We start from the raw sequence: 21,099 nt of genomic DNA, 5'->3' as shown, positions 1-21,099 counted from the left end.
AAATGAAGATGCCAAGTGGCAATTACCTGGTCAGCATTGTGATGCCTACTTGGAACAGCATGCGTTACATCAAAGAATGTATTGCAAGTTTGCTGGCCCAGACACACAACAACTATGAATTACTTGTGTGCGACGGGGGCTCAACCGATGGCACATTGGAATATCTTGAATCTATTGGAGACCCTCGAATAAAAATTGTCTCAAGGAGTGACAAAGGTTTAGTAAACGCCCTGAATATTGGATTCTCTAAGACAACTGGCGATATTTTGTGCTGGCTTAATTCCGACGATCGATACTTGTGCGAAAACGCGTTGTCTCGGGTGGCTGAAACGTTAATGAAAAACGGTCTTCAGTTTGTTATTGGCGGATGCGCCATGTTGGCTGAAAACGGAGAAACCATGCGTTACTTGTTGCCGTGGATTCCTCAACCTCCCTTTGGCTACCGTGGGCATAGCAATTGTTTTACGGGAAGCCTATTCTTCAAAAAAGAGGCTTGGGCCAAGTTTGGTCAATTCTCTGAGCAGAACAAGTATGCATTCGAATATGAGCTGATTCGTCAGTTAATGGCATGTCCTCAGCAGGGTCGTATTCTCATCGGCGCACCTGTCGCGGGTTTCAGGCTTCGACCCGATTCCGTCAGCGGTGCGAATAGCGAAGCGATGGCGCTTGAGCGCAATCGGGTTGTCGGCAATATCGTCCATGAAAACGCACCGTTCAGGCATCAGCTAATTCGTTTGTATTCTTATGCAAGGTTGGGCTTGTTGCCCACATTCCTTAAGTATCTGCGCGCAAATCGTAACCCTAAGGCAGTGCGCAATGTTTGGAAAAATTAAGCAAACACTAACAGGTTTGTCTGAGCGCCCGAATTTGATGGCTGCATTGCGCAACCTCAGCTGGTTGGCATTCGATCGTGTTTTCAGGTTGGGCGTCTCATTCGTTGTTACGCTGTGGTTGGCCCGTTACCTCGCGCCAGAATTGTTTGGGGTGTACAACTATGCTATCGCCTTTACCGCTTTATTCTCAGTATTAGCTGCGCTTGGATTGCAGGGCGTAGTTGTTCAATTGTTAATTGATAAGCCAGATCAAATCGGTGAAACACTGACAAGTGCGTTCGTTCTCCAATTCATCGGAGGAGTAGTTTCGGTACTGGCTGCTATCGTAATTGCGATTTTCCTACACGACCACGAAGACAATATTTTGGTCGCTGTCTTATCCCTTAGCGCAATCAATTTATTTCGTTTTGCAGACACGATTCGATTCTACTTTGAGGCCAAAGTGCAGTCGAAGCAGTTAGTCATATTCGAAGGAGCTGTATTTTCATTGATTGTGCTATTAAGAATCGTATTTGTAGTTACGGCATTGCCGTTGATGTATTTTATCTGGCTACTTGTATTGGAGGCTTTCTTAACTGCGGTTGCATTTGCAGTGTTGTTCGTCAAAAATTTTGATGTCAGAAAACTAGCTTTTGTGCGGGATAGTTTTGTTGGACTTTTAAAAATGGCATGGCCATTAACAGTGGCCATGATGGCTACGATGCTTTATATGCGGACGGATCAGGTTATGTTGGCGTCCATGTTGGGTCAGCAAGCCGTGGGTATATATTCTGCGTCTGTCCGACTCACTGAAATTTGGTATGTTTTACCCAGCATTATTGTCAGTTCAGTATTTCCGAGAATTTTACTTGAAATGCGGAGTAATCCAGATCGTGCCAATAGAGCTACAGATATGCTGCTGTTTGGTTTTGCGGTAACGTCACTTCTGGTCGCTGCCGCGGTATCAATGTTTTCGATAAACATCGTTTCATATCTATTCGGGCTCGATTACCTTGAAGCAGCTCCGGTATTGAGCATTCATATATGGTCTTCACTGTTTGTATTTTCAGGATTGCTAAGTAGTCGCTGGCTAGTCGCTATGTCAATGCAACGATTTGTATTGATATCAACCGCGCTGGGTGCGATCGTTAATATTGGATTGAACTACTTGCTAATTCCAGTGTATGGAGTCTCTGGTGCTGCTTGGGCCACATTGATTGCCCAGCTTGTTTCCTGTGTGTTGATTAATGCATGTCACCCCGTTTCTCGTCGTTTTTTCATTGCCCAGGTTTCAGCTTTGAGTCTAGTTTCCGGTTTAAGTCTGCTTAGATGGTGGCGACTAAATTCAAGCGCAGCTAACTCTTTGGGTGGCAAGAATTCAGAATGACTCTCTGATAAAGGTTTTCGTGAAGGCGGGCGACGTTAGTGTCCAATATCTTGTCTCGGATAGAGTTGGCCATACAAGTTTGAGACTCTTGAAGGTGCGACAACGCAATCGCTTGAATAATACATTTTTGCAAATCATGTGTATCAAACGGAGCTGCAAGATAACCGTTCTTGCCGTGGTCAACGATATCTTTTAAACCTCCAATACTGAATGCGGCTACAGGTGTTCCGCACGCAAGAGCCTCAGTTGCTGTTTGCCCGAATACCTCTTGTCTGGATGGTACAACCATTACGTTCGCTGCACTGTATGTTAGACGTAATGAAACATCATCTTGAAGAGGCCCCATATAATGCGTAATGAATCCTTGAATGACTTCCTGCGACGGTCGGCTTTGCCCAAATATCACAAGTTCATATTCATTTCCGCTTTCCCTTAAGTGTTCTAGTGCATCTTTCAATAGTGAGAAACCTTTTCTTTTATCTGCGTGGCCGCCAAGCGCACCAAACAAAATAAGCTTCTTGTCGATCGGTAGCTTCAATATCTGTCTTGCAGCGACGCGATCAATCGGGGTCCATGATGTAGTATCCAGTCCATTCGGAATTATTTTGGTCTGCCATTTTGAGGTCAATGGGCTGCATTGAGTACAATTAGCTAACCATTTACTAGGAGCAACAATCGTGATGTTGTCACGCCAATATTTGTTTTTTCTGTTCCAAACCCAACGATCAAGTGCATGATTTCTACTTGATACAGATAAGTTGAATTTTGTTGAATAACCCGTTTCCCAGTCGTTGTTTTCCGAATAATGCTCTGCGCCGCAGAATGGCCACATATCGTGGAAAGTCCAAACGATTGGTTTTTCGATCGCACTAATGTCTCGGATCGAGAGCATTTCTCTGTTAATCCAGTGAAGGTGAACCAAGTCTGCGTTAGATCTATTTATTCTTTTTACCCATTTAGACGGTAACAGTGCAAATGAAAGAAATGATCGCTCACGCTTTTTGGAAAAGAACTTTGGTAGCTGACCGAGATAGGGGCGAATATTAGTCAAAATCCTATCGAGACGACTTTCGGATTGAAAGACCGTCGATAGATCAGAGATTTTTTCATCGACCCAAAGCTCAGAATCTACCCCAATCTTCAGCAATGCTTTGTGCAATCGCATTGATGCCCTCGCAGCACCACCATTTAAGTCGCTCGATGAAAGATGCACAATTTTCAATTAGTATTCGTCTCCAAATTCAGTTAAATTACTTTGGTTTTCAAAGTGCAACTTGATCTAATCGATCTAACCCTCTACTTAACTAAAAAGAGTTAACGTTTTTAGTCGCGACGATAAGGTACTATTTTGAGTGAACAAAAATACTAGTAATGTTTAGAGCTTGCCTGTGCAATGTAAATATAAGCCATTTTTTTGATGAATGTGTATCTCTCGGAAATTATCATTTCTGAGTTTAATTGATTGCATTAAATTTTATATTGAATCAAAGATTTATCTGTGAATAGTTTATTAACTAAGGGGGATGTCGGGCCTTACAAAAACAAAATTTGAATAGTGATAGATATTCGATTCAGGTAGATCGATATTCCTTAATGCAAGTCCATCGCCATAGGGAAGTAGCTGATATACCTTGTATTCAGGTATCAGTTTTCCAAGTGATCTAAGAGATTGCATCCGAAATAACTGATGCCAGTTATACTCAATATGAATGAATTTTGGTTTTAACTCGGCAATTATCCTCTGAGCGCCCAACAACACTTCATACTCAAAACCTTCAGTGTCTATTTTTAGTAAGTCGATAAATTTAAAGTCTTTGGATATCCGTTCCAAGTATGAATCCAATTTTATAACCGGAACCTTCATAACACTTGTGTTTGATGCTTTCACATATGCAATTTCATTTACTTCAGAACTGAAACTGGCGAGCTCTGAATCTCCTTCTCCATAGTGCAAATCGAGCACTCCATCCTCTTTTCCAATCCCAAAATTCTCCGCAATGAACCGCCCAGGATATAAATCTTCAAGTTTTCGCGCTATTGCATATGCTTCAGGCAAAGGCTCAAATGCAATTACATATGAGTCAGTGGCTTTAAGCAATATTTCTGAATATGCTCCCTTGTTGGCTCCTATATCTATACAGAGTTTAGGTTTCATTTTGGCGAGGTGGTTTATAAAGATAAATTCGCCAGTGGTTTTAAAATCACCATGATTATTATATCCTCTAGCATGTAAGGCTAGTTGAAGTATCAAATTGTTGAATTTTTGAGTAGAAGGGCGTGCGAATGCGAAAATGTAAATTTTTGATATGAAATCATAAATCTTTCTGAGTATTATTTTCATGGATTTCGGCTTTTGACTCTTAAGATAAATATTTATTGATTTAGTATATTTTCAAGTGGTTTTTTGGAGAAATTTATCGTTTGATTAGATTGGTTGGGTTGTCGTTATGTATCCGATTTACTGGTGCCCGTTGAGTCTAATGTCTATTGTGACGACTAAGTAGTTTAAGGAATAAAGAAATCCGATATTTAAATGATGCCCAAAGTCTTTCTATCGTCAAAAAATGCATTTGTATTTCGAATACATGGTTAAGGCTCCATTCGTCGGCCTTAGTCGCTATGATTGTTTCCTGAGGGTGTTTTATTGGCCAATCTAGTATGCCCGTTGACACATTCGCAAGTTTGCTCTCCGCACTAGTGGTATGAGTAGCATTGGGGCCAAAGCCAATATTGGTGACTAAGTTACTTTTTGGAATACAGCTAAGCCAATTATTCTTGAAACAAGTAAATGCCCATTGATAGTCCCAGGTGTCTATGTCGCCAAGGTACACTTTGTCAAAAACCATACTCCAGTATTTTGCTGCCTTTCGATTGTCTTCAAAAACTTGAGTTTGAAGAAACGGCAAGCCCAACTTCGGCCAATCCGTCATTGAGACATCGTATTCTTTCCAAGCGCGTCGCCAAGTTGCCCAGCCCCAAATGTGGCTGAACTTTGAAAAATAATAGCTTTCTTCAGGTGTCCAAGTTGAGGAAATAAAATTGTCCCCGGTGATTGAGCCAACCTCTGGTTCGTCGCGATATTTCTCGAGAAGCGCATCGCAAAATCTAAAAAAATCCGGTGCGGGCAAACAATCATCTTCGAGAATTATTCCTTCCAGCTCATTCTCAAAAAACCAGTCGATAGCACCGCTTACGGCTTTTTTACATCCCAGGTTTTTATGGCGCAGCAGGGTTTTCACCTCGCAAGGCCAGTCCACCGCTTGCGCTATTCCCCGGGTTTTTTCACACAGGTCTGCCTCACCGGCGCGTTCGTCTCGTGGCCCGTCGGCCGCAATATAAAGCCTCGATGGCTTGGCCTTGCGGATGGAATCGAAGACTCTGGCGGTGGTGTCCGGGCGGTTGAAGATCAGAAATAATATTGGGCTTCGGGTCATCAATGTTATGCAGACAAATTTTTAAAGTAGTCGATCGTTTTTTTCAACCCGTTTTCCAAATTCACCCTCGGCTCCCAACCCAACTTCGCTTTGGCCAACTCAATATTGGGTTGGCGTTGCTTGGGGTCATCTTGAGGCAACGGCATAAAGGTCAGTTTGCTTTTTGAGCCAGTCAATTCAATCACTTTTTCCGCAAGTTCCAACATCGTAAATTCGCCGGGGTTACCCAAGTTCACTGGCCCAGTAAAACCAGGCTCTGTGTTCATCAAGCGAATAAAGCCTTCAATTAAGTCGTCTACATAGCAAAAGCTACGGGTTTGGCTGCCATCGCCAAATATCGTAATGTCTTGGCCTTTCAATGCCTGCATAATAAAGTTGCTCACCACACGGCCATCGTTGGGGTGCATGCGTGGGCCGTAGGTGTTAAAAATTCGGGCTACTTTAATATCTAGGTTGTGCTGGCGGTGGTAATCGAAAAACAGGGTTTCGGCGCAGCGCTTGCCTTCGTCGTAGCAGCTGCGAATACCAATCGGGTTTACACGGCCCCAATACTCCTCGGGCTGGGGATGTACTTCCGGGTCGCCATACACTTCGCTGGTGCTGGCCTGAAGAATTCTCGCCTTTACGCGTTTGGCCAAGCCCAGCATGTTGATTGCACCGTGCACACTGGTTTTGGTAGTTTGCACAGGGTCATGCTGGTAATGCACCGGGCTTGCAGGGCAGGCCAGGTTGTAAATTTGATCCACTTCAATGTAAAGCGGAAAGGTTACATCGTGCCGAATCAGCTCAAAGTAGGGGTTGCTCAGCAGGTGTGCCACATTTTCTTTGCTGCCCGTAAAATAGTTGTCAGCGCAAATTACTTCGTTGCCCTCGGCCAGTAAACGTTCGCACAGGTGCGAACCCAAGAAGCCGGCACCGCCAGTTACCAATATTCTGTTTTTCATTCGCTTGTCTTCCGCTCTAGCCGTTGGTGCAATCCGGTATTCTAAAGCCATTCAACATTTGAAGGGCGTAAGGCCCGGTTACTTATGAAAATAGCAATAGCAGGCACGGGTTACGTGGGTTTAAGCAACGCCATGTTGTTGGCCCAGCACAATGAAGTAGTGGCGCTGGACATTGTTCAAGCCAAGGTCGATCTGCTGAACCAAAAAAAGTCGCCGATTCACGACGCTGAAATTGAACACTTCCTGGCCAATAAGCCCCTGAACTTCAAAGCCACCACCGATAAGGAAGAAGCCTATACGGGCGCCAGCTTTGTGATTATTGCCACCCCCACTGATTACGACCCAGAGACCAACCACTTCAACACCAAGTCGATTGAGGCGGTGGTGGGCGATGTTCTGGCCATTAATCCAAATGCAACTATGGTCATTAAAAGTACCATACCAGTGGGCTACACCGAACAGCTTCGCAAAAAGCTGAGCACCAAGCAAATCATATTCAGCCCGGAATTCTTGCGAGAAGGAAAAGCCCTGTACGACAACCTCTACCCCAGCCGCATCGTGGTGGGTGAGCAAAGCGAGCGAGCGAAACAATTCGCAGCATTGCTGCAGCAAGGTGCCATCAAGCAAAACATACCTACTTTGTTTACGGGCAGTACCGAAGCCGAGGCCATCAAGCTGTTTGCCAACACCTATTTGGCCATGCGCGTGGCCTACTTCAATGAACTGGATACCTACGCCGCCACACACGGTTTAGACACACGCCAAATTATTGATGGCGTAAGCTTGGACCCACGTATTGGAAACCACTACAACAACCCAAGCTTTGGCTATGGTGGGTATTGCCTGCCCAAAGACACCAAACAACTGTTGGCCAACTACAGCGATGTGCCGCAGAACATGATCCAGGCCATTGTGGATGCCAACACCACACGCAAAGACTTTATTGCTGCAGACGTAGTTGCCAAGAACCCCAAGGTGGTGGGCATTTACCGCCTGGTGATGAAAGCCGGAAGCGACAACTTCAGGTCATCGGCCATTCAAGGAATCATGAAACGCATCAAAGCCAAGGGCATTGAGGTGATTGTGTATGAACCGGTGCTGCAAGAACCCGAGTTCTTCCGAAGCAAGGTGGTGAATAACCTTGAACAGTTTAAGCAGCAAGCCGACATCATTCTTTGTAACCGGCACGTTGAAGAACTTGCCGATGTAGAGCACAAGGTTTACACACGCGATTTGTTTGGTAGCGATTAATCTGCCCAAGTAATAAAACTCATGGCGAGTTTTGCATCTGCGGGTAGCGAATTTACTTTCTGCGCAATGGTCGGTGGCCGGTTTTTGATCAGGTAAATCACGATGTTGGTGTCAAGCAAGTAAATCACAGCGCCTCGCGATCTCGCATGGGTTGGCTGTTCTCCTGCTCGGCTTCCAGTGCAGCGATAAATTGCTCGTCAACTTCACCCAAAGCTTGCAGTGCCTGCAACAAAGCCTGCCCGCGCTCGGCAGGTATGGGGTGAATAACAAGGTCGCCGTGTTCATTGCAGCTAATTTGAACCCGGTCAGTATTCAAGCGAAACTCGGCTGGAATGCGCACCGCTTGGCTGTTGCCATTGTTGAAAACCCGAGTAGTAGAAACAGGTGAAGCCATTGGCACCCCTAGGTGTGTACATATTAGTGTGTGCAGTATCAGGCTTTAGGGCGCATAAAAGTGTTGCCGCTTTACTTCGCTGCGCACAGTGTTGCATTCACGGTCAGCCTTTAACTCGAAAATGGGTTCAGCAGCGGCACATCAAACCGGGTAAAGTCTTTCGTGTTGCGGGTTACCACCGTTAACTTGTTGGCAAGGGCCGTGGCTGCAATCATGGCATCTTCCAATGCTGTGTCTGTTTCCCGATGCATTAATTTTGCCCATACTCGGAAGCACTTTGCATCCATGGGCAGCACCTTAAACGTGGCTTCCAATTTGTTTAGCCACAGTTCTATTTCCTTGGCCTTGTCCTCATCTTGTTCTCGAGTCCTCTCGATTCCGCTTTGAATTTCAGCCAGCGTAAATGCGCTAAGGTAAAGCAAATGCTCGGGAATGTTCTTGATCCACGCCAACGCGGCTCCGTGGGGTTTTGCTTTTCGTAGTTCGGAAATAACGTTGGTATCCAGAAGGTACATGGTTCAGCCTTCCTGTCCGGTGGCTTTTCGGCGCTTAAGCTGCCCTCTCGGGGGTACAAGGTATTCCGTACGGGCCTCCTCGGCCAGTAGCAAATCTTTCACGCCCGGCTGGTTTTTTTGGGTAAGCCGCAACCATTCCGCCATGGGTACCAACACTGCTTGTTCCTGGCCACGCCTGCTTACCGCTTGTGGGCCATCACGCAGGCAGATGTCCAGTAACTCACTGAATCTGGCTTTTGCATCCTGTACGGGCCATGTTCGCATAAATTTATCCTAAATGACTAGTTATCTGACTAGTTATCTGACTAGTTTATCTAGCTTGGTATTTTCAAGCAACAACCAGCAGCAATGCCCCCCATCCTGATTACCTAGCCAGCCCAGTTTTTGCCTCCCATGCCACCCAGTGCTAGCGTGCTCGTTTGTTTAATACGTGCAGGCTTCAACCATGTACCGCATCTTGTTCGCCCTGGTCTTGCTGCTGCCCCTTACTCCCGTTCCCTCGGAGGCCTTTGTGTTCAGAAAAGTTGTGTATTGCTCGCCTATCGAAGGTTTTATTCATTGGCAGGGAAAGCCGCTGGCCAATTTAAAGGTAACTCGATTGTTGCGAAGTGGTGGATTCGAGAATGATGAATATCAAGACGAGGTTCAAACCGATTCAGAGGGTCGCTTTCAGTTCCAAACTGTGGCTGAACGTCGATTCTTAAGGCCTGACTTGTTGTCTGCCAATCCCCATGTTTCGCAAGTTCTTGAGGTTTATTTTGACGGTCAGCCTCACACCTTTTGGGCGTTTCAAAAGCAAAACTTTGAACTCGGGACTGAGGCGAAGGGTGGGGTTTTGAATATCGAGTGCGATCTGTCTAAGTACGAACAAAACTCCTACGGAAGAATCGTGCGCTGCAAACACAATGGAGTACAACAATATGAATGAGCTTAATCCTGGTCAAATTTTTCAACTTTCCAAGAATGCATACACGACGAAGAAAGGGGATTCTGTATTGCTTAGGAGAGAGTTGGATATCGAGTTGCCTTTCGTAAATATTGATAGTTTGCGAATCATCACCGCCACCTCCGGCCTCATCACCCCCGTCTCCAGCGGCTTCGGTTTCATGGCCCAACTCAACGGTGGTCGCTCCCGCGAAATCGTCATCGCTACCCGTGGAACTACGCACTGCCGTGAAGACTACGGCACCGACATCAACGCAATCCCCACTCTCGGCCCCACAGGCCACGCCATTCACAAAGGCTTTGGCACCACCTTCAAAAGCTACGTTCAGCAACTCAATGAATTCATCCGGCAACAAAATCTGGGTTTCAAACCCACCGCAGTGCACTGCATGGGCCACAGCCTGGGCGGCGCGCTAGCCAACCTCAATGCGGCGGCCTGCGCTGAACTGGGCCTGAATTCTTACCTGTACACGGTGGCCGCTCCCCGCGTGGGCATGGTGCCGTATGCCGAGCACCTCAGTAAAAAAATGAAAGCCGCCCATGTGTACCGCGTGGCCAATGAAGCCGATGTCGTCACTATGCTGCCCACTTATCCGTTTGTGCACTCGCCCTATGTGCACGGCACCTACTTGTTCGAAGGCGGCATGCTGAAAATCAACCCTATGCAGCACAAGCTTGCCATTGGCTACAGCAGTATGGTCAACGGCAGCTGGAAGCAAATGCAAAGCCTTACACAAGGCAAACAACAGCAGCTGGAAAACTCCCTGTACCCCGCCAACAACAAGGAAGCAGGGCAGTTTGAACAACTCGCCAAAATGCCTGGGGCCATGTTCAGTGGGCGTTTGCTTAAACTGATCAACAAAGCCATTCACGACATGCTTTCTCGCCTAGGGGCACAAAGCCTTCTCAGTGTGGGCCATTACGGCACAGGCGCATTCACGGTGCTCGATCAAATGGCCGAAATACTCGCCCGCTACGCCCAAGCCAGCCACAAACAGGCCAAAGAGGTAGCGGGCATGCTCAACGCCGTCATGGCTTACCTGGGGCGCGCAACTCACACTGTGGCCGATGCCTCAGTGGTCACCATTCGCTGGGTGTTCAACCTGCTGCACCTGTCGGTCAATACCATGGCCAAACAGGCCATTCAACTGGTTGGAAGGTGACCGGCTTGTCTAGGTTGCAGGTGGTGTTGCTATCGCGTAAGCTGTTACATGTAACAGGAAGGGCGAAACTGATGGCAAATAGCAATGTAAATTCTCGTGTGCAAAAGCATCGCAATTCCTTGCGTTCGGCCGGGTTACGACCAATTCAAATTTGGGTGCCTGATACCCGTAAACCGGGTTTCGCCGACGAATGTGCGCGCCAATCAAGTGTTGTTGCGCAGAGTGATGCTACAGATCAAGCGATTGAGCACTTGTTAAACGAGTCGGCACGGGACATCGATGGTTGGACTGATTAATGAGAGGTGATTTCGTAACAATCGCAACGCAGGGCGATTTTGGTAAACCTCGCCCTGCATTGGTTATTCAATCCAACTTGTTCCAAGAGCACGCCACATTAACAGTATTGCCGGTAACCGGTACGCTCGTTTCTGCGCCTCTGCTGCGTGTCACAGTGCACCCCACTTCCGAGAATGGGTTGCAAAAAGTATCCCAGATCATGATTGATAAAGCGATCACAGTGAAACAAGAAAAGGTCGGCCCCGCCTTTGGGCGCCTTGATGCAACCGGGCTTATTGAGATTGAACGCGCCCTGGCGGTATTCCTTGGCATTGCAAAATAAAGCTCTGTTAATTATTCGCCGTGCCAACCAATTCCCCACTCGCCCGTTAGCATTTAATCGCCTTAGGCTGAATCCAAAAGGCTGTAACACGTGTAACAAAGGCAGGCGTATACTTCACTCTTAGGTGCTGTGTCACAAACCTGCCATGAAGCAGGTGCAATAATTAAGAAATATTACCTGTAGCAATTTGCCGTTTCGGGCATTTTTAATTACTTAAATAAAACAATGTGCTTGCCTGCCCGCAAGCACTGTTTCATGTGTGTGGAGCATCATGCAAACAGCAGCGGCACTAAGCTTGAACTGGCCTTCGGCCATGGTAGGGCTGTCATGTAGCTTTCTAGTGGCCTTGTTTATTGTGTTAACTAAAAAATGGCATGGCCGCCTTACACTCGATGCCCCGCAGGGCATCCAGAAATTTCACACCATTCCAACGCCCCGCATCGGCGGTATAGCGCTGGCCGTGGGTTTAATTGCGGCTTGGTCTTTCCTGCCGGTGGGCAGCAACCGCCAACACCTGCTAGGCCTGCTGTTATTGGGTGCATTGCCGGCCTTTGCTTTTGGCCTGGCCGAAGACATTACCAAACGCATCAGCGTGAAAGCCCGCCTTCTGGCTACCATTGCCAGCGGTTTAATCGCCGCACTGCTTACCGGCTACTGGGTCAGTTTTGTGAATGTACCGGGCGTAGACCTGTTGCTGGCACTTGCCCCAATCGGCCTTATATTCACCGCCTTTGCAGTAGGTGGCATTGCCAACAGTGTGAATATTGTGGACGGGTTCCATGGCCTGGCCGGCGGCGTGGTGGTGCTTATGTTGCTTACGCTGGCCACCATTGCCTGGCGGGTCGACGACTTTGTCATTATTCAGCTGGCGCTACTGGGTGTGTCGGTTACCTTGGGTTTTTTGTTCATCAACTACCCCAAAGGCCACTTGTTCCTAGGCGATGCTGGTGCCTACTTCCTTGGCTACTACGTGGCCATGCTGGCTGTTATGCTGGCCATGCGCAACCCCATCGACGTAAGCCCTTGGGCCATGCTGCTGGTGTGTGGTTACCCGGTTATTGAAACGCTTTTTAGCGTGTACCGCCGCACCACCCGCAAACGCAGGCACAACCCTGGCACTCCCGATGCAAGCCACCTGCACAGCCTTGTGTACCGCCGCGTGGTAAGCCGCAAGTTATTGCCTTATGCGCCTGCCTGGCAGCGCAATGCCGCTACTTCGCCGCTCATGTGGATTTACGCCGCAGTGCCCATGCTGGGCGCCGTGTTCTGGCCTGAAAGCCTGGGCATGGTGTTGGCATGGCTGGGCTTCAGCGTAGTGGCTTATGTGCGCTTGTACCGCCGCATGCTGGTGCTGGGTATTTTCTTTCGCAGGCGTGCCCACTAAAACGCACTTATACCAACCTAGAAAATAGACACAATAATATCCAAAAATGTTATAATTGGCATTGATGGATATTATTGTATCTAAAATGAATATCAGTTTGTCTACTGAAACCAACCTGCAAAATCAGCTGGCCCAGCACCTTCAGCGGCTACGCAAGCAGCAAAAGCTGTCTCGTCAGGCATTGGAAAAAATTAGCACTGTGCCAGCGCCCACCATCAAAAAGTTTGAAACCACCGGCCAGATATCGCTACGCCAGTTTTTGCTGCTTTGGGAGTGCTTGGACAACATAGACCGCCTGGCTATGCTGCTTAACCAGCGGCACAACAACACCTTAGCCCACCCAACAACCATCGAACAGGTGCTGGCCGATGAGTTTTAAACCCATCCAAAAACTGAATGTAAGCCGCACCCTGTCAACTGGCCAGCAAGTAGAAGTGGGCACGCTGGCGCAAAACAGGCAAGGCGTTTACTTTCAGTACCATGACCATTACCTGGGTCGTTTCGGCAATTTGTCGCCTTACGCGCTGAATAACACATTGGCCCTTCAGCAAGCCCCAGCAGGCCCCCACCAAGGCCTGCATGGTGTGTTTGCAGATAGCCTGCCCGATAGCTGGGGGCTGTTGCTTCAAGACCGCGTGTTTCGCCAGCATGGCATACTGCCCAACCTGCTCACGCAAATGGACCGCCTGGCCTTTGTGGGGCAGGGTGCAGTGGGTGCCTTGGCGTACGCCCCCAATTCACAATATGCAGCTATAACGCAGGGCAATGTTGACCTTTGCGAATTGGGTCAACAAGCCCAAGCCGTGTTCGAGGGGCAAACCGGGGAGGTGCTGCAAGCCTTGGTGGTCAGCGGAAATTCGGGTGGTGCAAGGCCCAAGGCCTTGATATATGCGCAACCCGGCAACTGGGCCAACTGCAGCACGGCACCCAGGGCGGGCGATGAAGCCTGGTTGGTTAAATTTACTTCCGCAAGTTTGCCCTTGGGCCACGAGGAAGGTGTTTGCGAAGCGGTGTACTTGCAGCTTGCCGAGCAACTTCAGCTTGAGCCGGCACAACACACCTTGGTTCAACCTGGCCATGCCAATCGTGAGTACCCTTGGCTGGCTTTCAAGCGTTTTGACTGGGTTTCCAATCAAGCAGGCCCCGCCGGCCGCTTGCACATGCACAGTGCTTGTGGCCTGTTGGGTGCAGACTTTCGCTTGCCCAGTCTGGATTACCAAACGCTAATTTCAGCAACCCGGCGCTTGTGTAAATCGCCTGCGGCAGCTCAGCTTCAATTTCGGCGCGCTGTGTTCAATTTGCTGGCGAGCAATCAAGACGACCACAGCAAAAACTGGGCGTTTTTGCAGAACGACCAAGGCCACTGGCAGCCTGCACCTTTTTACGATGTCACCTTTAGCCCCCACCCCCACGGTGAGCACAGCACGGCATTTGCAGGTTTTGGCAAAGCGCCGCCGTTGAAGGCCGTTCAGGGCCTGGCAGCTGCAGCAGGTTTTGCGAATTGGGGCGAAGCTAGGCAAATTGTTGAACACACCGTTCATGCCCTTGCTCAGTTTGAAACCTTGGCCAAGGCGGTAGGTTTAAGCCAAGAAACCAGCGCCTTAATCGCCAAGCAGTTAGACGAAACCAGAAAGGCAAATCAAGGCTTGCTCGCGCGCAGTTAAAAAAACTGCTTTATCTTGCTCAGGTTTTTAAACACCAAGGTGCCAAAACCGCCCACGCCGTTGTTGCGCAGGGCGGTCATGTCTTCGCGGCTTTTCTGCATAATTTTCTTAAGCGACTTGTTACTCTCGCCGCCCACCCGCATTTTGACCAACACGCGTGGAATGTAAGCCAATTGAATTTGCCCCTTGTGCAGGTAGCGCAGCATGGCGTCGTAATCGGCTGCAATGCGCAGGCTGGTGTCATAGCCGCCCCACTGCTCAATTACTTCGCGCTTTAAAAACAGGGTAGGGTGCGGTGGCATCCACCCGTGCTTTAGTTTGCTGGGGTGGTATTGGCCCGATTCCCAATGGCGAATCACTTTGTTGGTGTCGTCTTTCGACACATACTGCAAATCGCCATACACCCCGAGTACACCGGGTTGGCTTAGGGCCTGCGCCACGTCCCGAAGCACATGCGGATCGGCTAAAAAGTCGTCTGAATGCACCAGGCCAATTACATCGCCAGTGGCCAGTTTCAAGCCCTTGTTCAGCGCGTCGTAAATGCCGCCGTCGCGTTCGCTCACAAACACGTCGTGCGCGCGCATGCGTTGCTGAATCAATTCAACAGACCCATCGCTCGAAGCGCCATCAACTAATACATGTTCGGTGTTGGCATAGCACTGCGATTGCACTGAATCGATCGAGCTGTTCAGCGTGCCCGCGCGGTTGTACACCGCGGTAATAATTGAAATTTTCATAGACGCAATTTTGCGGGTGTCGTTGGTGCTTAATGTCGCAATCATCTTAATTATTTTGCACTGCTTTAAATAGTGTTATTTCATTCTAAAAAGAACAGTAAGGTTGCTTAAGCTTATGGTTGGTAGTATAAGTGTCCTTAGTCCTAGGACAAGGGACGACTGAGTCACTTTTTTAATATCTAGTAGCACGTAAAATTTTGTAAAACAGGTCATGAAAAGCCAAGACATTTACATACTTCTTAAGCTGGTTTGTTTGCAGCAAGGTCCATCGTCTCACTCTAGCTTAATCGAAAGCATGGTAGATCAATATTCCGTCAGAGGACTTGCTGCCGCCTTGGGAGTCAGTAAAACAGAAGTAAATGCCTCAATCTGGCGCAGCATCAACATTGGTATGGCCATCAAAGATCGAAAGTCTGGAAACCTGAAAGCCAATAAAAAGGCGCTTCTGGAGTTCGTTGTGCACGGGCTTAAATACGTGTTTCCAGCCAAGCCAGCTGAAATTGTAAGGGGGATACCCACAGCTTTTTCTGCGCCAATGCTTCAAGATAAACTAATGAGCATCGGTGATTACAGTTATGTTTGGCCCTATGCCGAAGGCTACCAAAAAGGGCAATCTATTCAGCCTCTTTTTAAATCGGTACCAAATGCATCGCTTGAAGATGACCGTCTCTATGAATATTTAGCGCTGATAGACGCTATTCGTCTCGGTAATCCCCGCGAGGCAAACCTTGCCGCTGATATGTTTGAGAAAAGGTTGATGAGCGATGGCTAAAGATTTCGATAAATTAAGGGGAATGATCGAAAAAGTCGCTCGTGCCCTTGGCGACGAGTTACTTGCCGAGGTTGCTTTTGTGGGTGGTTGCACCACAGGGTTGCTGATAAGTGACCGAGTCACACTCGACGGCGTGCGTGCGACGGATGATGTTGACCTAATCGTTAATGTTGTTGGTTATTCGGGTTGGAGCGATTTTCAAAATCGTTTGCTGAAAAAAGGTTTTAGTACCAGCATGGAAGACGAAATTATTTGTCGCCTGCGTTTGGGCGACTTGAAAGTTGACTTTATGCCCGATGATGAAAAAATACTCGGGTTTAGCAATCGTTGGTACCAACAGGCACTTGCGAATACACAAAATTATCAACTGACCGATGATCTGATTATCCGGTTATTAAGCCCACCATATTTTATTGCCACCAAGCTGGAGGCCTACAAAGGTCGAGGGGAAAATGACCTACTTGCAAGTCGTGATATTGAAGATATTCTGAACATCGTTGACGGCAGGCCCGAGCTAATTAACGACCTTAAAGCAACAGATCCACAAGTTCGTAATTACATTGCCGAAGAAATAGCTGCACTGTTAAAAGATGAAATGATTGATTACGCAGTTCAAGGCATGGTGGTCGGTGGTGCCGCTCGTCAACAAGTTGTCTTCAATCGTCTTGAAGCCATTGAAGCATTGAGCGGAACTTGACGGATGGTCTACAGCGCAAAATGGATTACACAAAAAGGCAAGTTGACGCAGGAAAATCGAGATTATTGCGCAGTCGCTTTATGCGGCAACAAGGCTATTTACGTCGTAGTTGACGGATCAACGAAAGGAAGCCAAAGCGGTGTATTGGCGTGCGAGTATTCAAAAGCACTGGCTGATCAGTTTGTCATCAACGCTGGGTTCGATACAGCTGCTCAATTGAGTGCTTTGGTCAACGCGCTTTCTGACAAGTTTAAAACTATCTATCCCGAGGGGCGGCTCAGTTTTTTAGTTTTGCTCGACGCTGGGAACGCAGCATTTTATGCGATACATGCTGGCGACTGTCGCCTGGGCCAAGTCGGTTTAGGCAATAAAATTGAATGGCTTAGTCGACCACATACGCTTGCTAATGCGGTGGAGGATATTTCAGATGAATGCCTTGCAAAACACGAAAGTCGCCACACTATTACGAGAAGTTTCAGACCAGGCCGAATTTGCGAAGTAGAAATTACACCCGGCCCTATGCCCAGGCAAGACAAATTGATTATTGCAACAGACGGATATTGGGCAGATTTAGATACCGAAAAACAAGCCCACTTTACGAATGGGGTTTCAGGAATTCAAATTACCCCGCTAGACGACACAAGCTGCTTGCTTTTGTCAAACTCGCCCAATACATCCGATTGCTGTATATCGATTGAGGGGGATGATAACTTTTACCTTATTAAAAAGTAGTCATCGAGTACCCACGTCGTTAATGCTAAAACAGCATTCATTGCGCTGTGCAGTACCACATTCCACCACAGGTTCCTAAAGCGTAGCCAGTAAAGGCCCAGCATCAGCCCCGGTATCAGCATGCCCACGGCAACCCATCCTATCCAGGGTATGTGGCACATTGCAAAAATAATCGAACTGGCAAGCAATGCGAATCGGGGAGCACGAAAGCGATCAGCAATCCATTGCTGCAAGTGAAACCGAAACACATACTCTTCCAGCAAGGGTGCCAATGCCAAAAAAAGTACTGCATGCCAGGCTGTATTCAACCGTAATGCGTAGCCCAACTGGTGGGCCAGAAGGCCACCCAGTAAAATCACAAAAAAAATGATTGCAAGTTCAAAGTGGCGCACTTGGTTGAACATTTAGTGCACCTTGGGTATGTCCAGTGCGGGTATGAAGTCGAGCACCGAGGGTAAGTTACAAAAACTTCTATCCTGGGGTAGCAGTCGAATGGGCCATGAAGGTGTGCCTTGTGCTTGCCCCTCTATGGTTAAAATTCGCGCCACACCTGCGTTGTAATCGGCAACAACGCCCGATCGCAATTCATCTGAAATTGCATAGCGCTGTTCTTTCCTGAATCGGCTTAAGTGCAACGGGCAGTCTTGCCCAAGTGCAATCTCTCTGTGCTCAAAACTCAGGCTTACTTGTTCATAAAATTCACGCACTGGGTAAGTGGCATGCACAGCAAATCCGTTGGCTTCTTGTTCAATTTTCAGGTGGTGTGGGGGGCGCTTGTCCAAAGGGTGGTGCAATGGCAGCAAATTCACTTGCTGCCATTTACCCCACTGGTTACTCACCGTTAAAGTCCACAGCTTGTCGCTTTTGGTAAGCGACAAGGTGGTTTCTTCACCAGCCACGGTTTTGTAAATCACTTCAGCATTGGCAGATTGCGCGCAGGCCAGCACCAACAGCGGTGCCAGGCCTGAAAGCAAACAGTGTTTAACGCGCACTGCGGCCACGCAGTGCTTTAAAGCCGCGCCCAATCAAGCCCAGCACGGCCAGCGACAGCAACACCAACAGGCCGCCGTCGCTGCCATTGCCCACTGTACAGCCGCCACCACCGTTGCTGGCTCGTGCGGTTGTGGTTACACCAGGTGCCCCGGAATCAAGCGTAAATTCACCCTCGGACTGCCGTTGAATTGGCGCACCCACCAGCTTGGTGCCGGGTGTGTTGCCAGAAGCATTGATTACGCCTTGTGAACTGAACCTTGAGTTGCCATCGGTTGTAGCTTCTGCCAACACAAAGTAGTTGCCCGCTGGCAAACGACCAGCCAGGTTCAGCGTGTAAATGCCGTCATTGGCACGGTTGTCGCCATTGGTGCCGTTGTCGTTTTGCGCATTCAAAGTAATTTCTGGAATAGCCGGTGTTTCACTTTCGCTGTCAGCGTTGAATATCAACACTTTGATCGTTGCACTTGTAATCGGAGTACTACCCGCCAACTTGGCCATTAAAACGGGTGGGCGGCCACTGGCTACAGTGCCGCCATCGATCATCGCACTCAGTTCTACTGCGGCGCCCTGCGAGGTTGAAACCACTTCTATTTCCACTGCACCCGCGTTAGCATTAGTTTGAACCATTACGGTTTTACTGCCATCGGTTTTGATGGTACAGGTGGCAAGCCGTTCTTCATTGCTCAAATCGCTTTTGGTCACTTCGCTGCCGTCTGCGCAGGTAAAACTCAGCTTTGAATCATCTTCAGTGTTGTAATACCAGCGCACCACTACATCGCCGTCTACTGCATTGTTCACGGTGAATGTGGTTGACAATGGTTCGCTGGCCACGAATGGATCGTCAGACAAATCTGCCGTCATCAGTGCCTCCGATGCGCCCATTGCATCCATCAAGGCAGCATTGCCCTCTTTAATGGCCTCATTCGCGCTTTTCACGGTGTTGTTGCTACCGCCAGAGGCAGTGGCCAAGGTTTGCAGGTTTTGTGCTGGGGCGGGTGCCGCCGCAGCCATGGCTGCCGGGGCTTTAAAACCCAGCACGTTAAATGCAATTTTGTCGCCACGCGCCGTGCTGCCCAGGGTGCTTGGTACAGTGGTCGTGTTCAGGGTTAGCAGTGTCAGCGTGTCGGTGTTGGCGGCATTCTCTGTTTCGCCTTGAGTGGGGCGTGCACCAGTTACAAAAACTCTGGCCTGGTTGTAAGCGGCTTGCAGGTCGGGGGTTCCATTAACGCGTGTTAATGCGTCCAGGCCTGCTTTAATCGCCTGCTTGTTGGCAGCTTCCATGTTGTTTGTAAAGCTAAGGTTGCCGTTGGTTTGTGTGGGTACGGTAACAATGGCAAACCGCGTGCTTGAAGGTGCGCGGTCTGCCAGGCCTTTGGCTGCGGTAATCGCCTCAGCGAAGGTTGCGGCAGGCAAGGTGCGGTCGATTAGCAGTACATTGCGTGGCTGGGCTGGCTGCATAGCATCACCCTCGAAAATCACCTTCAGGCGGGTGTCGTAACCTGCAAAGGTTGCAACCTCAGCACCATCGCCAGTTTGGCGAGCCAAGCGATCGTCACGGTTATTGGCCATGTCGGTAAAGTTCTTCAAGTCGCCAATGGCTGGTACTGGCACGCCGTTGAATGCTTCAAAACGTATGCGGCGGTTTCCGTGTGCCTCTTTGGCAGTGTCGCTGTCCTCCGCAGGGCTTTTCACAAGGGTTTGCCAAGCGCTCTCGCCATAGGCACGACCGTGTGCTGTTCTCGCAAAGTCGCTTTGCGGGTAATCGCCCGTGGTAGAAATTCTGTAGGCTGCAGCCTGATTGTTCATGGCGGTGGGGCGTGCAACGTCGTCTTTACAGGGCGATGAAGGGTTATCCGGGTTGCAGTCTGTCGGGTCTACATATTCATCAAACAGCGCGTACAGGTAATGGCCCAATTCATGCGCAATTACTTCACCGGTTTGTACAAAGTTTTCTGGGTCAAGGTTTTCGTCGCCCGCGCATTCACCGTCGGGCTGGTTTTGTGCATTGCAGTTTGTAATGTAGTTGTTGGTGGTTAGCCCACCATCGGATAGCCAACCAGGGGCGGAGGCGTTGGCACGGCCAGGTACGTTCAATACACGAATGTCCACGTTCTGGCCAAACTTGCCATTCTTAAATACATACACATTGCGCAGGCGGTGCTGCCCGTTGGTCATTACGAACAGTGTGCGCGCGGTTTGGTTTACCAAGTTGGTCACGTAGGTGCGGTCAAGCACTACGGCAGGGCGTGCTCCATCACCTGTACCTCCTCTGTTCGTGCCTGTTCCAAGCTGTATGCGTTTGCGGTCCATGGCGTTGTCATAATCCCAATCCACGTTCAAGGTAAGGTCGAAGTACTGCACGCGTTGGCCATTTACAATTTCGACCGCGGTTACCGTGCTTAGCGGGTTGTTTGCAGCCATTGCCGCTTGCTGGGAATTTAACCCCACCGTAGCTGTAAAGGCGAAAAGACTGGTTACTGCCAAACTCAAAATTTTCTTGTTCAGTGCCATGGTGGGTATCTTCCGTAAGCGAAATTAAATGAATAAATTGCATGCAATTTGAATCAATGCTTTTGGAAAATAGCAGAGTGAATTTTGCGAAGATTACAATTTCTTACATTGGCTAAAATCCATCCAATGGCCGAGCGACCTTGCA

The 21,099-nt window shown here is 48.6% G+C and carries 24 protein-coding genes; 13 read left to right on the top strand and 11 right to left on the bottom strand.

What is annotated here, in order from left to right:
• The first annotated feature begins 2 nt into the window (after positions 1 to 2).
• Both HKT17_RS14145 and HKT17_RS14140 read left to right on the top strand, forming a co-directional pair.
• Positions 3 to 833, top strand: a complete 831-nt coding sequence (locus HKT17_RS14145) for a glycosyltransferase (protein ID WP_205882446.1) — start codon at positions 3 to 5, stop codon at positions 831 to 833.
• Positions 817 to 2,199 carry a flippase gene (locus HKT17_RS14140; protein WP_171100926.1) on the top strand — a complete coding sequence of 461 codons (1,383 nt, stop codon included), beginning with the start codon at positions 817 to 819 and terminating at the stop codon, positions 2,197 to 2,199. The genes HKT17_RS14145 and HKT17_RS14140 overlap by 17 nt, the downstream gene beginning before the upstream one ends.
• Here HKT17_RS14140 and HKT17_RS14135 read toward each other — a convergent pair.
• The 4 genes from HKT17_RS14135 to HKT17_RS14120 form a co-directional block, all read right to left on the bottom strand.
• On the bottom strand, positions 2,168 to 3,412 hold the full coding sequence (locus HKT17_RS14135; RefSeq protein ID WP_240965973.1) for a glycosyltransferase: 1,245 nt from the start codon (positions 3,410 to 3,412) through the stop codon (positions 2,168 to 2,170). The genes HKT17_RS14140 and HKT17_RS14135 overlap by 32 nt on opposite strands.
• Before the next feature lie 297 nt (positions 3,413 to 3,709).
• Positions 3,710 to 4,354 (bottom strand): FkbM family methyltransferase, encoded by a 645-nt coding sequence (locus tag HKT17_RS14130; RefSeq protein WP_205882445.1) that lies wholly within the window; start codon positions 4,352 to 4,354, stop codon positions 3,710 to 3,712.
• A 322-nt stretch (positions 4,355 to 4,676) separates the two neighbouring features.
• Positions 4,677 to 5,633 carry a glycosyltransferase family A protein gene (locus HKT17_RS14125; RefSeq protein WP_171100920.1) on the bottom strand — a complete coding sequence of 319 codons (957 nt, stop codon included), beginning with the start codon at positions 5,631 to 5,633 and terminating at the stop codon, positions 4,677 to 4,679.
• Between the two features lie 5 nt (positions 5,634 to 5,638).
• Positions 5,639 to 6,577 carry a UDP-glucuronic acid decarboxylase family protein gene (locus HKT17_RS14120; RefSeq protein ID WP_171100919.1) on the bottom strand — a complete coding sequence of 313 codons (939 nt, stop codon included), beginning with the start codon at positions 6,575 to 6,577 and terminating at the stop codon, positions 5,639 to 5,641.
• An 84-nt stretch (positions 6,578 to 6,661) separates the two neighbouring features.
• Here HKT17_RS14120 and HKT17_RS14115 point away from each other — a divergent pair, with 84 nt between their 5' ends.
• Positions 6,662 to 7,828: a nucleotide sugar dehydrogenase gene (locus HKT17_RS14115; protein ID WP_171100917.1), complete on the top strand. Its 1,167-nt coding sequence runs from the start codon at positions 6,662 to 6,664 to the stop codon at positions 7,826 to 7,828.
• A gap of 124 nt (positions 7,829 to 7,952) precedes the next feature.
• On the opposite strand, the gene HKT17_RS14110 is transcribed toward HKT17_RS14115, so the two are convergent.
• From HKT17_RS14110 to HKT17_RS14100, 3 genes are all read right to left on the bottom strand, one after another.
• Entirely contained in the window at positions 7,953 to 8,222 is a 270-nt protein-coding gene (locus HKT17_RS14110; RefSeq protein WP_171100914.1) for an antitoxin, read from the bottom strand.
• 110 nt (positions 8,223 to 8,332) lie between these two features.
• Positions 8,333 to 8,737, bottom strand: coding sequence for a type II toxin-antitoxin system VapC family toxin (locus HKT17_RS14105; RefSeq protein WP_171100912.1), 405 nt, complete (start codon positions 8,735 to 8,737; stop codon positions 8,333 to 8,335).
• A 3-nt stretch (positions 8,738 to 8,740) separates the two neighbouring features.
• Positions 8,741 to 9,001 (bottom strand): type II toxin-antitoxin system prevent-host-death family antitoxin, encoded by a 261-nt coding sequence (locus HKT17_RS14100; RefSeq protein WP_171100910.1) that lies wholly within the window; start codon positions 8,999 to 9,001, stop codon positions 8,741 to 8,743.
• Between the two features lie 181 nt (positions 9,002 to 9,182).
• Here HKT17_RS14100 and HKT17_RS14095 point away from each other — a divergent pair, with 181 nt between their 5' ends.
• The 7 genes from HKT17_RS14095 (at position 9,183) to HKT17_RS14065 (ending at position 14,512) form a co-directional block, all read left to right on the top strand.
• Positions 9,183 to 9,665 carry a DUF6795 domain-containing protein gene (locus tag HKT17_RS14095; RefSeq protein ID WP_171100908.1) on the top strand — a complete coding sequence of 161 codons (483 nt, stop codon included), beginning with the start codon at positions 9,183 to 9,185 and terminating at the stop codon, positions 9,663 to 9,665.
• Positions 9,658 to 10,845 carry a lipase family protein gene (locus tag HKT17_RS14090; RefSeq protein WP_205882444.1) on the top strand — a complete coding sequence of 396 codons (1,188 nt, stop codon included), beginning with the start codon at positions 9,658 to 9,660 and terminating at the stop codon, positions 10,843 to 10,845. Before HKT17_RS14095 ends, HKT17_RS14090 begins: the two co-directional genes overlap by 8 nt.
• 71 nt (positions 10,846 to 10,916) lie before the next feature.
• The gene (locus tag HKT17_RS14085) at positions 10,917 to 11,141 is read left to right on the top strand and encodes an antitoxin MazE family protein (protein ID WP_171100905.1); all 225 of its coding nucleotides are present in this window, start codon (positions 10,917 to 10,919) and stop codon (positions 11,139 to 11,141) included.
• Complete coding sequence (locus HKT17_RS14080; protein ID WP_171100903.1) at positions 11,141 to 11,464, top strand: type II toxin-antitoxin system PemK/MazF family toxin; 324 nt, start codon at positions 11,141 to 11,143, stop codon at positions 11,462 to 11,464. The genes HKT17_RS14085 and HKT17_RS14080 overlap by 1 nt, the downstream gene beginning before the upstream one ends.
• 271 nt (positions 11,465 to 11,735) lie before the next feature.
• Positions 11,736 to 12,848 carry an MraY family glycosyltransferase gene (locus HKT17_RS14075; protein ID WP_171100901.1) on the top strand — a complete coding sequence of 371 codons (1,113 nt, stop codon included), beginning with the start codon at positions 11,736 to 11,738 and terminating at the stop codon, positions 12,846 to 12,848.
• A gap of 85 nt (positions 12,849 to 12,933) precedes the next feature.
• Positions 12,934 to 13,227, top strand: a complete 294-nt coding sequence (locus HKT17_RS14070) for an XRE family transcriptional regulator (protein WP_171100899.1) — start codon at positions 12,934 to 12,936, stop codon at positions 13,225 to 13,227.
• A complete protein-coding gene (locus HKT17_RS14065) occupies positions 13,217 to 14,512 on the top strand; it encodes a type II toxin-antitoxin system HipA family toxin (RefSeq protein WP_171100897.1) in 1,296 nt (431 codons plus the stop codon). The genes HKT17_RS14070 and HKT17_RS14065 overlap by 11 nt, the downstream gene beginning before the upstream one ends.
• Here the strand turns inward: HKT17_RS14065 and HKT17_RS14060 are convergent.
• Complete coding sequence (locus HKT17_RS14060) at positions 14,509 to 15,294, bottom strand: glycosyltransferase family 2 protein (RefSeq protein ID WP_240965827.1); 786 nt, start codon at positions 15,292 to 15,294, stop codon at positions 14,509 to 14,511. The genes HKT17_RS14065 and HKT17_RS14060 overlap by 4 nt on opposite strands.
• Before the next feature lie 166 nt (positions 15,295 to 15,460).
• On the opposite strand from HKT17_RS14060, the gene HKT17_RS14055 reads away from it, so the two are divergent.
• Genes HKT17_RS14055 through HKT17_RS14045 form a run of 3 tightly spaced genes read left to right on the top strand, consistent with a single transcriptional unit; the run spans position 15,461 to position 17,450 of the window.
• Entirely contained in the window at positions 15,461 to 16,021 is a 561-nt protein-coding gene (locus HKT17_RS14055) for a hypothetical protein (protein WP_171100895.1), read from the top strand.
• Positions 16,014 to 16,718 (top strand): hypothetical protein, encoded by a 705-nt coding sequence (locus HKT17_RS14050; protein ID WP_171100893.1) that lies wholly within the window; start codon positions 16,014 to 16,016, stop codon positions 16,716 to 16,718. Before HKT17_RS14055 ends, HKT17_RS14050 begins: the two co-directional genes overlap by 8 nt.
• Positions 16,719 to 16,721: 3 nt before the next feature.
• On the top strand, positions 16,722 to 17,450 hold the full coding sequence (locus HKT17_RS14045; RefSeq protein WP_171100890.1) for a protein phosphatase 2C domain-containing protein: 729 nt from the start codon (positions 16,722 to 16,724) through the stop codon (positions 17,448 to 17,450).
• Here the strand turns inward: HKT17_RS14045 and HKT17_RS14040 are convergent.
• From HKT17_RS14040 to HKT17_RS14030, 3 genes are read right to left on the bottom strand one after another with little or no spacing between them, the layout of a single operon-like run.
• Positions 17,432 to 17,854: a CPBP family intramembrane glutamic endopeptidase gene (locus HKT17_RS14040; protein ID WP_171100888.1), complete on the bottom strand. Its 423-nt coding sequence runs from the start codon at positions 17,852 to 17,854 to the stop codon at positions 17,432 to 17,434. The genes HKT17_RS14045 and HKT17_RS14040 overlap by 19 nt on opposite strands.
• Entirely contained in the window at positions 17,855 to 18,442 is a 588-nt protein-coding gene (locus tag HKT17_RS14035; RefSeq protein WP_205882443.1) for a hypothetical protein, read from the bottom strand.
• Positions 18,432 to 20,954 (bottom strand): choice-of-anchor X domain-containing protein, encoded by a 2,523-nt coding sequence (locus HKT17_RS14030; RefSeq protein WP_171100885.1) that lies wholly within the window; start codon positions 20,952 to 20,954, stop codon positions 18,432 to 18,434. The genes HKT17_RS14035 and HKT17_RS14030 overlap by 11 nt, the downstream gene beginning before the upstream one ends.
• Positions 20,955 to 21,099: the final 145 nt, after the last annotated feature.

Origin of the sequence: Limnobacter sp. SAORIC-580 (assembly GCF_013004065.1) — a bacterium.
Classification (GTDB): domain Bacteria; phylum Pseudomonadota; class Gammaproteobacteria; order Burkholderiales; family Burkholderiaceae_B; genus Limnobacter; species Limnobacter profundi.
The sequence above is the reverse complement of the archived record's forward strand: the minus strand, read 5'-3'. Positions and strand labels throughout refer to the sequence as shown.

Bases quoted from the DNA above. Each gene is read 5' to 3' on its own strand.
- HKT17_RS14045 (WP_171100890.1), top strand. From the start codon at position 16,722: ATGGTCTACAGCGCAAAATGGATTACACAAAAAGGCAAGTTGACGCAG.
- HKT17_RS14030 (WP_171100885.1), bottom strand. From the start codon at position 20,954: ATGGCACTGAACAAGAAAATTTTGAGTTTGGCAGTAACCAGTCTTTTC.
- HKT17_RS14050 (WP_171100893.1), top strand. From the start codon at position 16,014: ATGGCTAAAGATTTCGATAAATTAAGGGGAATGATCGAAAAAGTCGCT.
- HKT17_RS14140 (WP_171100926.1), top strand. From the start codon at position 817: ATGTTTGGAAAAATTAAGCAAACACTAACAGGTTTGTCTGAGCGCCCG.
- HKT17_RS14130 (WP_205882445.1), bottom strand. From the start codon at position 4,354: ATGAAACCTAAACTCTGTATAGATATAGGAGCCAACAAGGGAGCATAT.
- HKT17_RS14060 (WP_240965827.1), bottom strand. From the start codon at position 15,294: ATGATTGCGACATTAAGCACCAACGACACCCGCAAAATTGCGTCTATG.
- HKT17_RS14080 (WP_171100903.1), top strand. From the start codon at position 11,141: ATGAGAGGTGATTTCGTAACAATCGCAACGCAGGGCGATTTTGGTAAA.
- HKT17_RS14125 (WP_171100920.1), bottom strand. From the start codon at position 5,633: ATGACCCGAAGCCCAATATTATTTCTGATCTTCAACCGCCCGGACACC.
- HKT17_RS14105 (WP_171100912.1), bottom strand. From the start codon at position 8,737: ATGTACCTTCTGGATACCAACGTTATTTCCGAACTACGAAAAGCAAAA.
- HKT17_RS14115 (WP_171100917.1), top strand. From the start codon at position 6,662: ATGAAAATAGCAATAGCAGGCACGGGTTACGTGGGTTTAAGCAACGCC.
- HKT17_RS14040 (WP_171100888.1), bottom strand. From the start codon at position 17,854: ATGTTCAACCAAGTGCGCCACTTTGAACTTGCAATCATTTTTTTTGTG.
- HKT17_RS14110 (WP_171100914.1), bottom strand. From the start codon at position 8,222: ATGGCTTCACCTGTTTCTACTACTCGGGTTTTCAACAATGGCAACAGC.
- HKT17_RS14065 (WP_171100897.1), top strand. From the start codon at position 13,217: ATGAGTTTTAAACCCATCCAAAAACTGAATGTAAGCCGCACCCTGTCA.
- HKT17_RS14145 (WP_205882446.1), top strand. From the start codon at position 3: ATGAAGATGCCAAGTGGCAATTACCTGGTCAGCATTGTGATGCCTACT.
- HKT17_RS14055 (WP_171100895.1), top strand. From the start codon at position 15,461: ATGAAAAGCCAAGACATTTACATACTTCTTAAGCTGGTTTGTTTGCAG.
- HKT17_RS14085 (WP_171100905.1), top strand. From the start codon at position 10,917: ATGGCAAATAGCAATGTAAATTCTCGTGTGCAAAAGCATCGCAATTCC.
- HKT17_RS14095 (WP_171100908.1), top strand. From the start codon at position 9,183: ATGTACCGCATCTTGTTCGCCCTGGTCTTGCTGCTGCCCCTTACTCCC.
- HKT17_RS14075 (WP_171100901.1), top strand. From the start codon at position 11,736: ATGCAAACAGCAGCGGCACTAAGCTTGAACTGGCCTTCGGCCATGGTA.
- HKT17_RS14070 (WP_171100899.1), top strand. From the start codon at position 12,934: ATGAATATCAGTTTGTCTACTGAAACCAACCTGCAAAATCAGCTGGCC.
- HKT17_RS14090 (WP_205882444.1), top strand. From the start codon at position 9,658: ATGAATGAGCTTAATCCTGGTCAAATTTTTCAACTTTCCAAGAATGCA.
- HKT17_RS14120 (WP_171100919.1), bottom strand. From the start codon at position 6,577: ATGAAAAACAGAATATTGGTAACTGGCGGTGCCGGCTTCTTGGGTTCG.
- HKT17_RS14100 (WP_171100910.1), bottom strand. From the start codon at position 9,001: ATGCGAACATGGCCCGTACAGGATGCAAAAGCCAGATTCAGTGAGTTA.